Origin of the sequence: Rhodococcus sp. JVH1 (assembly GCF_000280725.2) — a bacterium.
GTDB classification, from domain to species: Bacteria; Actinomycetota; Actinomycetes; order Mycobacteriales; family Mycobacteriaceae; genus Rhodococcus_F; species Rhodococcus_F jostii_A.
Genome location: NZ_CP166289.1, coordinates 133,732 through 145,564, shown reverse-complemented (window position 1 = coordinate 145,564; position 11,833 = coordinate 133,732). Strand labels below are relative to the sequence as shown.

Genomic DNA, 11,833 nt, shown 5'->3' with positions numbered 1-11,833 from the left:
CACTCTCAACATATAACGCACCGGGGGCCTTGCGGCAAGACCCGGGTCGTGCCGCAGAATCTCCCACCGAAGCCAGGACCAGCGGAAATCGGTATTCGCGGCATACGTGTGGGGGTTTTCATGATCGACGTGATCGTTGCGGGCAGCGGACCGACCGGGTTGATGCTGGCCTGCGAGTTGCGGTTGCACGGCGTTCAGGTGCTCGTGGTGGAGAAGGACACAGAGCCGACCAGGGTTGTCCGTTCGCTGGGCCTGCACGCGCGCAGCATCGAGATGATGGACCAGCGCGGTCTGCTGGAGCGGTTCCTCGCGATCGGTACGCAGTACCCGGTCGGTGGCTTCTTCGCCGGCATCAGAAAGCCGGCTCCCGAGCGGCTGGACACCGCACATCCGTACGTTCTCGGCATCCCGCAGACCACCACCGAGCGACTGTTGACCGAGCACGCCACCGAAGTCGGCGTCGAGATCCGGCGCGGCTGCGAACTGGTCGGCCTGACTCAGGACGAACACGGGGTGACCGCCCTGCTGGCCGACGGCACCCAGCTGCGCTCGCGCTACCTCGTCGGCTGCGACGGCGGCCGCAGCACGGTGCGGAAGCTGCTCGGCGTCGGCTTCCCCGGCGAGCCCAGCAGAGTCGACACACTGCTGGGCGAGGTGGAGCTGACCGCGCCGCAGGAGACGCTGGACGCCGTGGTGGCCGAGGTCCGCAAGACCCAGCTTCGGTTCGGCGCCATGCCGCTCGAGGACGGGGTGTACCGCATCGGTGTGCCCGCCGCAGGGGTGGCCGAGGACCGCACGGTCGCGCCGACCCTGGACGAGTTGAAGCAACAGCTGCGGGCAACCGCGGGCACCGACTTCGGCGTGCACTCGCCGCGGTGGCTGTCCCGCTTCGGCGACGCCACCCGGCAGGCCGAGCGCTACCGGGTCGGCCGGGTGCTGCTGGCCGGCGACGCGGCGCACATCCACCCGCCGGTCGGCGGTCAGGGGCTCAACCTCGGTATCCAGGATGCGTTCAACCTCGGCTGGAAACTGGCAGCCGAGGTCGGTGGCTGGGCCCCGGAGGGGCTGCTGGACAGCTACCACACCGAACGGCACCCGGTAGCCGCCGACGTGCTGACCAACACCCGCGCCCAGATGGAGCTGATGTCCCTCGAGCCGGGGCCCCAGGCGGTGCGCCGGCTGGTGTCGGAACTGATGGATTTCGAGAACGTGAACCGGTACCTGACCGAGAAGATCATCGCGATCGGGGTCCGCTACGACTTCGGCGAGGGGCATAAACTGCTCGGCCGGCGCCTACGGGACGTGGGGCTGAAGCGGGGACGTCTCTACGGGCTGATGCACGACGGCCGTGGACTACTGCTCGACCAGACCGGCCGGCTGTCGGTGACGGGCTGGGCGGACCGGGTCGACCACGTCGTCGATGTCAGCGAGGAACTGGACGTGCCCGCAGCGTTGCTGCGACCGGACGGGCATGTGGCGTGGGTCGGTGACGACCAGCAGGATCTGGTCGGCCGGCTGCGCGAGTGGTTCGGCGCCGCTGCCGACTGAGCGCGAACGCCTCCGGACTCGGCCGGCAGGCGCAGCGCCCGCGAGTCCGGGGGCGACTTGACCACCGTCACAGGAAAGGACCTTGCCGAGTGTCAATTGACGATATATCGTTGATGCATCAGCGATACAGAAGGAGGCTGATGATGGAAAACTTCCATTTCGAACACAGGGGTCCCCGACGGGACCGATTCGCCCGCGAACGGACGGGGCGGCCCGAGGGGCCCCACCGTCACGGACACCGGCGAGGCCGCTTCGGGCCCGAGGGCGATCCCGGGTTCGGCCCGGGAATGCACTTCGGCCGCGGACGTGGACGGGGTGGCAGGGGGCGGCGCGGCGATGTCCGCTCCGCGATCCTGCTGTTGCTCACCGAGGAGCCGATGCACGGCTACGAGCTGATTCAGCAGATCGTCGAACGCAGCGACGGGGTGTGGAAGCCCAGCCCGGGCTCGATCTACCCCGCGCTGTCACAGCTCGAGGACGAGGGTCTGGTGCTGATCGAAAAGGTGGCGGGTCGCAAGACCGCACGCCTGACGGACGAGGGCAAGGCCTTCGTCGAAGCGAACAAGACCGAACTCGGCACCCCGTGGGACGACGTGCGGGAGAGTGTCGGCAGGCCAGCCGAGGACCTGCGGGGTCTGATCGGACTGCTGATGGGTGCCGCGGGGCAGGTCGCCGCCGTCGGTGACGACGAACAGGTCCGGCGTGCCGGCGAGATTCTCACCGAGGCGCGTCGCGCGATGTATCGCCTTCTCGCGGAAGACGATCAGAGCGAAGCCGGCAAGGGTGACACCGACTCGTAGGGCGTCGCGACTCACCGCGGGCCCACCGTCTCGACGCGACAGCGCGTGCACATTCTGGGAAAGTTCACGGAGATGTCACGGCGAAGTCGGGAGAGATCATGAGATTTCGGGGTGCCGGTGCGGTCGTCGCGGGTGTCGTCCTGCTGATGTCCGGCGCAGTGTCCACCGCCGATGCGGACGACGCCTCACCGCCCCAACCCGTCGTGCCCGCCACGGCCGGGCTTCCCCAGACCGGACGTAGTGCCGCCGCCGCATATGCGCACGAGCACCCGGGCACCGCGCCCGCGGGATCGAACGACTTCTCCTGCACACCTTCCCCGGACCACCCCGAGCCGGTGGTGCTCGCACACGGCACCGACGCCAGCGCCTACGCGGACTGGGCCGCCCTGTCGCCGATGCTCGCCGCGGACGGCTACTGCGTGTTCGCACTCAACTACGGCGGAGCGCCGGGTGCCGATACGTACGGCACCGAAGACATCGTCGCGAGCGCGGAGCAGTTCGGCCGATTCGTCGACCGGGTCCGCGACGCGACCGGCGCCGACAAGGTCGACACGGTCGGATACTCGCAAGGTGCGAACGTCACGCGGTACTACGTCAACAAGCTCGGCGGCGCCCCGTTCGTCGACCACTGGGTCGGACTGGCGTCGCCCAGCTACGGGGGAGTGATGTACGGCCTCGTTCCGATCGTCCAGGCGCTTCCCGGGGGACCGGACTTCGCCCGCACGGTGACGTCGGTGGCCGTCAGCCAGCAGATGCAGGGCTCGCCGTTCCTGAACGCGCTCAACGCGGGCGGTGACACCGTGCCCGGTGTCGCGTACACGACGATCGGGTCTCGGTACGACGAGATGATCCAGCCGTACACGAACATGGCGCTCCACGGCGCGGGGGCCGACAACATCCTGATCCAGGATCGATGCCCCCAGGACGGCACCGGACATTTCCAGGCGCCCTACGATCCGTTCGCGCTCGACCTCGTCCGGGCGGCGCTCGACCCGGACGCGACTCCGCTGGCTCGTTGCGAGTTCGTCCCGGTCGGTGCGGGTATTCCGCAGGTGATTCTCGACAGCAACAGATAGACCCACGAATGAGGCGGGGAGCCGTGCGCTGTACGGCTCCCCGCTTCCTCGTGTGTGTGCTACTCCGCCAGTTTCGCGACGGCCTGCGCCCACAGGAAGTACTTGTCGGTGCCGAGGTCCTTCACGGTCTCGATGTCGAACGCGGCCGCGAGGTGTTCGGCGTCGGAATCGCTCACGCCCTGCAGGGCGGCGACGGGGGCACCGGCCTCGGAACAGTCAATACCCGTCCGCCGTCGCTGTGTGCGGTTCTGCGGAATCGATTCGCCGACTGTTCGCCGAGTGTTATGGCCCGGGGCCGACTCCCTAGACTGGTCGGCACATCGTCGATCAAAGGGGAGCTTTCTTCGTGAGTATCGTTTCGGCCCGCGCAGCGGTCCACCGTCCGTCGTGTGGGTCGCCGACGTGCGCATAGTCTTCGCCGGAACCCCCGAGCCCGCTGTTCCCTCGCTCGAACGCCTGATCCGTTCGCCGCGCCACGACGTCGTGGCGGTCATCACCCGCCCGGACGCGGTCGCAGGCCGCGGACGCAAGGTGGTCCGTTCACCTATCGGTGCACTCGCCGACTCCCACGGCATCGAGGTGCTGACTCCCGAGCGGCCCTCGGAGCCGGACTTCCTGGCGCGTCTCGCCGACCTCGCACCCGACTGCGCGCCCGTCGTCGCCTACGGGGCGCTGCTGCCGCAGAAGGTCCTCGACATCCCGGCCCACGGCTGGGTGAACCTGCACTTCTCGCTGTTGCCGGCGTGGCGCGGGGCAGCCCCCGTGCAGGCCGCGATCGGTGCGGGCGACGACATGACCGGCGCGAGTGCGTTCCGGCTCGAGGCGGGGATGGACACCGGGCCGGTCTACGGGGTGGTCACCGAGAGGATCCGCGATTCCGATACCGCCGGGGATCTGCTGGGGCGCCTGGCCGACAGCGGTGCGGTCCTCCTGGAGTCGGTTCTCGACGGGATCGAGGACGGCGCGATCACCGCGGTCCCACAGTCGGCCGACGGGGTGTCGCACGCGCCCAAGGTGAGCGTCGAGGCGGCCCGGATCCGGTGGGACAGAACAGCTGCCGTGGTGGACCGGCACGTCCGCTCGGTGACCCCCGCGCCCGGCGCCTGGACCATGATCGGCGATCTGCGCGTCAAGGTCGGGCCGGTCACTCCGACGGAGGAGCGACTGGAGCCGGGGGAGATCTCGGTGACCAAGGCCGGATTCCTGATCGGCACGTCCACGGTGGCGGTGCGGCTCGACCGCATCCAACCGCAGGGCAAGAAACAGATGGCCGCCCTGGACTGGGCGCGAGGCGCACGACTCGACGCGGAGGTACGGGCACAGTGAGCGAATCCAGAAGGCCTGCACGTCGCGGCCAGTCCGGCTCGGGGGCCCGCAACAACCGTCCCCGCCAGGCCCGCCGGCCCGACGCGTCGCAGTCCGGTCTCGACCAGCCGCGGCTCGCCGCGAGGGACGTGCTGCGCGCCGTCCGGGAACGCGACGCCTACGCCAATCTCGTGCTGCCCGGGCTGCTGCGTGAGCGGCGCCTGGACGGACGTGACGCGGCCCTCGCCACGGAATTGGCCTACGGCGCCGCCCGCGCCCGCGGGCTCCTCGACGCCGTGATCGCCGACTGCGCAGGCAGGTCGATCGCCGAGATCGACGGACCGCTCCTCGACGTCCTCCAGCTGGGCGCCTACCAGCTGCTGCGCACCCGCGTCGCCCCGCACGCCGCCGTCGCCACCTCCGTCGATCTCGTGCGCGCGGAGGCCGGCCCGGGGAAGGCCGGCTTCGTCAACGCCGTGCTGCGCCGGGTGTCGGAGCGGTCCGAAGCGGAATGGGTGGAGCGCCTCGCCCCGGCCGACCCGGTGGGGCGGCTGGCGTTCGAGCACGCGCATCCCACGTGGATCGCGCAGGTGTTCGCCGACGCGCTCGGTGCCGACGCCGGCGAACTCGAGGACGTCCTCATCGCCGACGACGCCCGGCCGGTGGTGCATCTCGTCGCCCGCCCGGGGGAGATCTCGTCGGAGGAACTCGCGCTCGCCACCGGCGGCGAGGTGGGGCGCTACTCGCCGTACGCGGTCTATCTGGACGGCGGCGACCCGGGGCTGCTCGACGCCGTCCGTGAGGGGCTCGCAGGAGTGCAGGACGAGGGCAGTCAGCTCGTCGCCCGGGCGCTGTCGCTGGCACCGCTGGACGGTCCGGACGCGGGCCGCTGGCTCGACCTGTGCGCGGGCCCGGGCGGCAAGGCGGCCCTGCTCGGCGCCCTCGCCGGAATCGAGGGCGGACGCCTCGACGCCGTGGAGCCGGTGGAACACCGCGCGGACCTGATCCGCAAGACGACGAAGGAACTCCCGGTCGACGTGCACGTCGCCGACGGGCGGGATCCCGGGCTGGCGGGCGGGTACGACCGCATCCTGGTCGACGCGCCGTGCACCGGACTGGGTGCGTTGCGCCGACGTCCGGAGGCGCGGTGGCGCCGGCAGCCGTCGGACGTGGCTGGTCTCGCGAAACTGCAGCGCGAACTCCTGGCGTCGGCCGTCGAGTTGGTTCGTCCGGGCGGCGTGATCCTCTACGCAACGTGTTCGCCGCACCTGTCCGAGACGGTGGCCGTGGTCGCGGACGCGGTGCGCCGCTACGGGCTCACGGCACTCGACACGCGTGAGCTCGTTCCCGGGGTTCCGGGTCTGGGAGACGGTCCGGGAGTCCAGCTCTGGCCGCACCGGCACGGCACCGACGCGATGTTCATGGCTGCGTTGCGCAAGCCGTAGGACGGGGGGCGTCCCCGCTACCTGGACATCTGCCCGACTCTTGGTAGAACCTGTTCCACTTTTACGTGAAACGTGTTCTAATTCTTCTCGCGACAGAGACGTACGTCACGAAGCGAGTGGAGGACTTCAGATGAATCGGGTAGCGGGGAAGGTCGTTCTGATCACGGGAGCGGCGCGGGGTCAGGGGCGTAGTCATGCAGTGCATCTCGCCGACGAGGGCGCCGACATCATCGCCTTCGACCTCTGCGAGGACATCGCATCCAACGAATACCCGCTGGCGACCGAGGCCGATCTCGCGGAGACGGGACGGCTCGTCGAGAAGGCGGGGCGCCGGGTCGTCACCGCCAAGGTGGACGTGCGCGACCGCGCGGCCCTGCAACGCGAACTCGACGCCGCCGTCGCGACGCTGGGCCGGCTGGACGTCGTGGTCGCCAATGCCGGGATCGCGCCCCTCGGGAACGCCGTGCCCGTCGAGGGATTCGTCGATGCGTTCGACGTCGACTTCGTCGGAGTGATCAACACGATTCACTCCGCCCTTCCGCACCTGGACGCCGGCGCTTCGATCATCGCGACGGGATCGGTGGCCGGGCTGGTCCCGCAGACCGGTCTGAACGGCCAGCAGGCCCTGCAGGGGCCGGGCGGCGACGGCTACGGTCTCGCCAAGAAGATGCTGTGGACGTACACCAACTCGCTCGCGCTCACCCTGGGCCCGAAGTCCATCCGCGTCAACGCGATCCATCCCACGAACTGCAACACGGACATGCTGCAGAGCCCGCCGATGTTCCGCACGTTCCGCCCCGACCTGGAGAACCCGACCGCCGAGGACGCGAAGGTCACGTTCCCGTTCATGCAGGCCATGCCCACCCCGTGGGTCGAGCCCGAGGACATCTCGCACGCGGTGGTGTTCCTGTCGTCCGACGAGTCCCGATTCGTCACCGGTCAGCAACTCCGGGTCGATGCGGGGGCGGGCCTCAAGCTCGGCGTCTGACGCCGATCCGATGAGGGTCCGGGCCGGTGTGCGGGCGCCGCCCGGGCCCTCGACTTTCGCGTCAGGTCTGGTCGAACTGCTTGCGCAGCTTCGCCGGTGCCTTGATCCGCCAGGCATCCTGCAGCAACTCGGTCAGCTGCGGAACGGCGACGTTCTCGAGGTCGACGAGGATCGAACCGTGACCGTCGTAGTGCGGAGTGGTGTAGAACGGTGCGCCCTGGGCCAGCAGGGCCGCCTTCTCGTCGAGGTCGCACATCACCACCAGGCCCCCGTCCGACTCGGCCCGCAACCGGGCGAACAGCTTGCCCGCCACCTTCAGAGCCGGGGTGCGGTACGACGTGCTCTCCTGCACCTCCGGCAGGGCGACACCGATCGCCACGACGTCCGTCCAGGTCGGCATGAGCCCAGTATGGACCGCGGGACCCGGCCCCGGCACGCCTACGACTAAACTGCGGCCCGTGGCAACCCCGATGATCGCACCGTCCATTCTGTCTGCCGATTTCGCGCGTCTCGCCGAGGAGGCGGACGCCGTCGCCGGTGCCGACTGGCTGCACGTCGACGTGATGGACGCACATTTCGTGCCCAACCTGACGCTCGGTCTTCCCGTCGTGCAGAGCCTGCTCGCGGCGACGGACATCCCGCTCGACTGCCATCTCATGATCGACGACCCCGGCCGCTGGGCGCCGCCCTACGCGGAGGCGGGCGCGCACAACGTCACCTTCCATGCGGAGGCGACCGACGACCCCCGATCCGTGGCCCGTGACATCCGCGCCGCCGGCGCCAAGGCCGGTCTCAGCGTCAAGCCCGGCACGCCGATCGAGCCGTACCTCGAGATCCTGAAGGACTTCGACACGCTCCTCGTCATGAGCGTCGAGCCCGGCTTCGGTGGTCAGTCGTTCATCCCCGAGGTGCTGTCGAAGGCGAAGGCGGTCCGCCGACTCGTCGACTCGGGTGAGCTGAGACTGATCGTCGAGATCGACGGTGGCATCAACGCCGACACCGTCGAGGCCGCCGCCGAGGCGGGCGTCGACTGCTTCGTCGCCGGGTCCGCCGTCTACGGCACGAGCGATCCCGCGGAGGCCGTGCGCGCCCTGCGCGCCAGCGCCGCCAAGGCGTCACCGCACCTGAGCCTGTCGCGGTAACGGCGCTCCGGCACATCGTGAACTCCCACGTGCGGCACGAGAATTCGGCGGCGGACCTCGACGCCGCGATGCAGATCGCCATCGGCGCCGCGGAGTCGGCGCGCGGATTCACCAGCCCCAATCCGGCGGTCGGCGCGGTGGTCCTCGACGCCGCGGGACGCATCGCCGGTGTCGGGATGACGCAGCCTCCCGGCGGTCCCCACGCGGAGGTCGTCGCACTGCGGGAGGCGGGGGACGCCGCACGCGGCGGCACCGCCGTCGTCACGCTGGAACCGTGCAACCACCACGGCCGGACCGGGCCGTGCTCGCAGGCGCTGCTCGATGCCGGTGTGGTTGCGGTGCACTATGCGGTGGGTGATCCGAACCCCGAGGCCGCGGGCGGCGCGGAAACCCTCGTCTCGGCGGGTGTCGAGGTGACGTCCGGGCTGCGGGCCCAGGACGTCGAACGCGGGCCGCTCCGGGCCTGGCTGCACCGGCAGCGCACCGGACGGCCGCACGTGACCTGGAAGTACGCGGCCACCCTGGACGGGCGCAGCGCCGCCGCCGACGGCACCAGCCAGTGGATCACCGGTCCCGAGGCCCGGGAACGCGTCCACGCCGACCGGGCGAAACTGGACGCGATCGTGGTCGGCACCGGGACGGTGCTCGCCGACGACCCGCGGCTGACCGCCCGGATGCCCGACGGATCGCTCGCGGCCCACCAGCCGGTGCGCGTCGTCGTCGGACTCGGCGACATCCCGGCGGACGCCCGGGTCCTCGACGACTCCGCGCCCACCCTGCTGCTGCGCACGCACGACGTGGACGAGGTCCTCGCCGCACTCGCCGAGTACACCGATGTGCTGCTCGAGGGCGGGCCCCGGCTGGCGGGCGCATTCCTCGCCGCGGGCCGGGTCGACCGCATCCAGGCGTACCTCGCCCCGCTGATCCTCGGCGCCGGCACGTCCGCGGTCGCGGAGGCAGGAGTGCACACGATCGACGGCGCGCTGCGGTTCCGTCACGAGTCGGTCGAAACAATCGGCTCCGATCTGTTGTTGAGTCTGGTTCCAGCAGTGTCCGAAAACCCTGACAGTCACCGAACGTAGGAGAAGCCACAGTGTTCACCGGGATCGTCGAAGAATTGGGTGAGGTCGTCGCCAAGGAGGAACTGGCCGACGCCGCACGGTTCACCGTCCGTGGTCCGGTCGTGACTTCCGACGCGTCACACGGGGATTCGATCGCGGTGAACGGTGTGTGCCTGACCGTCGTCGAGGTACTGGCCGACGGCTCCTTCACGGCCGACGTCATGCAGGAGACGCTGAACCGGTCGAGCCTGCAGAAGATCGACGTGGGCAGCCGCGTCAACCTCGAGCGTGCCGCCGCCCTGAACAGCCGCCTCGGCGGCCACCTCGTCCAGGGCCACGTGGACGGCACCGGGCACATCATCAGCCGCAGCCCGTCCGAGAACTGGGAGGTCGTGCGCATCGCGCTGCCCGACGCCATCTCCCGGTACGTCGTGGAGAAGGGCTCGATCACGGTCGACGGTGTGTCGCTGACGGTCTCGGCGCTCGGCGGGGAACGCGGCGAGGAGTACTTCGAGATCTCGCTCATCCCCACCACGCTGCAGCTGACCACGCTCGGAGCGGCGTCCGTCGGGACGCCCGTCAACCTCGAGGTCGACGTGATCGCGAAGTATGTGGAGCGGCTGCAAGCGGCCGGCCGCTGAGTCGTACTGTTGAGGAGCATCCCACGGATGCATCCGTTGTATTCGAAGATGCCTAAGTCAAGACTTTGGAGACCGAGCACGTGACCAGGTTCGACAGTATCGAGCGCGCCGTTGCGGACATCGCCGCAGGCAAGGCAGTCGTCGTCGTCGACGACGAGGACCGCGAGAACGAGGGAGACCTCATCTTCGCCGCGGAGAAGGCCACCCCCGAGTTGGTTGCCTTCATGGTTCGATACACGTCCGGCTATCTCTGTGTGCCGCTCGACGGCGCCGACTGCGACCGCCTCGGCCTGCCGCCGATGTACGCCACCAACCAGGACAAGCACGGCACCGCGTACACCGTGACCGTCGACGCCCGGGAGGGCATCGGAACCGGCATCTCCGCGTCCGACCGCGCCGCCACCATGCGGTTGCTGGCCGACCCGTCCAGCGGCGCCCAGGACTTCACCCGGCCCGGCCACGTCGTGCCGCTGCGCGCCAAGGAGGGCGGCGTGCTGCGCCGTCCCGGCCACACCGAGGCCGCCGTCGACCTCGCCCGGATGGCCGACCTCCGGCCTGCGGGTGTGATCTGCGAGATCGTCAGCCAGAAGGACGAGGGCCACATGGCCCAGACCGACGAGCTGCGGGTCTTTGCCGACGACCACAACCTTGCCCTGATCTCGATCGCCGACCTGATCGCGTGGCGCCGCAAGCACGAGAAGCACGTGGAGCGGGTCGCGTCGGCGCGCATCCCCACCCGGCACGGCGAGTTCACGGCCGTCGGCTACCGGAGCATCTACGACGACGTCGAGCACGTGGCGCTGGTCCGCGGCGACCTGCCCGGCCCGGACGGCGACGGCAGCGACGTGCTCGTGCGCGTGCACTCCGAATGCCTCACCGGCGACGTGTTCGGTTCGCTGCGGTGCGACTGCGGTCCCCAGCTCGACGCCGCGCTGGACATGGTCGCGCAGGAGGGCCGCGGTGTGGTCCTGTACATGCGCGGGCACGAGGGCCGGGGCATCGGCCTCATGCACAAGCTGCAGGCCTACCAGTTGCAGGACGCGGGTTCGGACACCGTCGACGCCAACCTCGAGCTGGGGCTGCCCGCCGACGCCCGCGACTACGGCATCGGCGCGCAGATCCTCGTGGATCTGGGCATCTCCTCGATGCGTCTGCTCACCAACAACCCGGCCAAGCGGGTCGGTCTCGACGGCTACGGCCTGCAGATCACCGAGCGGGTGTCGATGCCGCTGCGGGCGAACGCCGAGAATCTGACGTACCTGCGCACGAAGCGCGACCGCATGGGCCACGACCTGATCGGGCTCGACGACTTCGAAGCGGGAGAAATGCTGTGAGTGGTGAGGGACTGCCGGAGCTGCAACTCGGTGAGGCGGGCGACCTCCGGCTCGCCATCGTCGCCGGCAGCTGGCACGCCGAGATCTCCGAGGCGCTGATCGCCGGCGCGCAGCGGGTGGCGGCCGAGGCGAACGTGAAGAACGTCACCCTGGTCCGGGTCGCCGGTGCCATCGAACTGCCGGTGGTGGCGCAGGCCCTGGCCCGCACCCACGACGCCGTCGTCGCGCTCGGTGTCGTGATCCGCGGCGGGACGCCGCACTTCGAATACGTCTGCGACGCCGTCACGGCCGGTCTGACCCGGGTCTCGCTGGACGAGAGCACCCCGGTCGGGAACGGTGTGCTCACCACGGACACCGAGCAGCAGGCCGTCGACCGCAGTGGCCTGCCCGGCTCCGTCGAGGACAAGGGCGGTCAGGCGTGCGCGGCCGCGCTGGACACCGCAGTCACGTTGGCGCGACTGCGCCGCGCCGAGGAGTCCTTCGTATGATCCGG

Annotated in this window: 13 protein-coding genes; 11 read left to right on the top strand and 2 right to left on the bottom strand. The window is 70.0% G+C overall.

Annotated elements, in window-relative coordinates; all coding sequences use genetic code 11:
- Window positions 1-120: 120 nt before the first annotated feature.
- The 3 genes from rox (at window position 121) to JVH1_RS00675 (ending at window position 3,424) form a co-directional block, all read left to right on the top strand.
- Window positions 121-1,548 (top strand): rifampin monooxygenase, encoded by a 1,428-nt coding sequence (gene rox / locus JVH1_RS00685; protein WP_009480431.1) that lies wholly within the window; start codon window positions 121-123, stop codon window positions 1,546-1,548.
- Window positions 1,549-1,691: 143 nt separating this feature from the next.
- On the top strand, window positions 1,692-2,348 hold the full coding sequence (locus JVH1_RS00680; RefSeq protein ID WP_043782772.1) for a PadR family transcriptional regulator: 657 nt from the start codon (window positions 1,692-1,694) through the stop codon (window positions 2,346-2,348).
- A gap of 98 nt (window positions 2,349-2,446) precedes the next feature.
- Window positions 2,447-3,424, top strand: a complete 978-nt coding sequence (locus JVH1_RS00675) for a triacylglycerol lipase (protein ID WP_009480433.1) — start codon at window positions 2,447-2,449, stop codon at window positions 3,422-3,424.
- 59 nt (window positions 3,425-3,483) lie between these two features.
- Here JVH1_RS00675 and JVH1_RS00670 read toward each other — a convergent pair whose 3' ends face one another.
- Window positions 3,484-3,681 (bottom strand): hypothetical protein, encoded by a 198-nt coding sequence (locus JVH1_RS00670; protein WP_043782774.1) that lies wholly within the window; start codon window positions 3,679-3,681, stop codon window positions 3,484-3,486.
- A gap of 145 nt (window positions 3,682-3,826) precedes the next feature.
- Between JVH1_RS00670 and fmt the strand changes: the two genes are divergently transcribed.
- The 3 genes from fmt (at window position 3,827) to JVH1_RS00655 (ending at window position 7,162) form a co-directional block, all read left to right on the top strand.
- A complete protein-coding gene (fmt, locus tag JVH1_RS00665; protein ID WP_041812534.1) occupies window positions 3,827-4,750 on the top strand; it encodes a methionyl-tRNA formyltransferase in 924 nt (307 codons plus the stop codon).
- A complete protein-coding gene (locus tag JVH1_RS00660; protein ID WP_009480436.1) occupies window positions 4,747-6,174 on the top strand; it encodes an RsmB/NOP family class I SAM-dependent RNA methyltransferase in 1,428 nt (475 codons plus the stop codon). Before fmt ends, JVH1_RS00660 begins: the two co-directional genes overlap by 4 nt.
- A 130-nt stretch (window positions 6,175-6,304) precedes the next feature.
- Entirely contained in the window at window positions 6,305-7,162 is an 858-nt protein-coding gene (locus JVH1_RS00655; protein WP_009480437.1) for a mycofactocin-coupled SDR family oxidoreductase, read from the top strand.
- 61 nt (window positions 7,163-7,223) lie between these two features.
- On the opposite strand, the gene JVH1_RS00650 is transcribed toward JVH1_RS00655, so the two are convergent.
- The gene (locus JVH1_RS00650) at window positions 7,224-7,562 is read right to left on the bottom strand and encodes an MmcQ/YjbR family DNA-binding protein (protein ID WP_009480438.1); all 339 of its coding nucleotides are present in this window, start codon (window positions 7,560-7,562) and stop codon (window positions 7,224-7,226) included.
- Window positions 7,563-7,620: 58 nt separating this feature from the next.
- On the opposite strand from JVH1_RS00650, the gene rpe reads away from it, so the two are divergent.
- The 5 genes from rpe (at window position 7,621) to ribH (ending at window position 11,828) form a co-directional block, all read left to right on the top strand.
- Window positions 7,621-8,304 carry a ribulose-phosphate 3-epimerase gene (gene rpe / locus JVH1_RS00645; RefSeq protein ID WP_009480439.1) on the top strand — a complete coding sequence of 228 codons (684 nt, stop codon included), beginning with the start codon at window positions 7,621-7,623 and terminating at the stop codon, window positions 8,302-8,304.
- Between the two features lie 29 nt (window positions 8,305-8,333).
- A complete protein-coding gene (ribD, locus tag JVH1_RS00640; RefSeq protein ID WP_009480440.1) occupies window positions 8,334-9,386 on the top strand; it encodes a bifunctional diaminohydroxyphosphoribosylaminopyrimidine deaminase/5-amino-6-(5-phosphoribosylamino)uracil reductase RibD in 1,053 nt (350 codons plus the stop codon).
- An 11-nt stretch (window positions 9,387-9,397) separates the two neighbouring features.
- The gene (locus JVH1_RS00635; RefSeq protein WP_005241761.1) at window positions 9,398-10,006 is read left to right on the top strand and encodes a riboflavin synthase; all 609 of its coding nucleotides are present in this window, start codon (window positions 9,398-9,400) and stop codon (window positions 10,004-10,006) included.
- 80 nt (window positions 10,007-10,086) lie between these two features.
- Entirely contained in the window at window positions 10,087-11,340 is a 1,254-nt protein-coding gene (locus JVH1_RS00630; RefSeq protein ID WP_009480441.1) for a bifunctional 3,4-dihydroxy-2-butanone-4-phosphate synthase/GTP cyclohydrolase II, read from the top strand.
- On the top strand, window positions 11,337-11,828 hold the full coding sequence (ribH, locus tag JVH1_RS00625) for a 6,7-dimethyl-8-ribityllumazine synthase (RefSeq protein WP_005241766.1): 492 nt from the start codon (window positions 11,337-11,339) through the stop codon (window positions 11,826-11,828). The genes JVH1_RS00630 and ribH overlap by 4 nt, the downstream gene beginning before the upstream one ends.
- Window positions 11,829-11,833 lie beyond the last annotated feature (5 nt).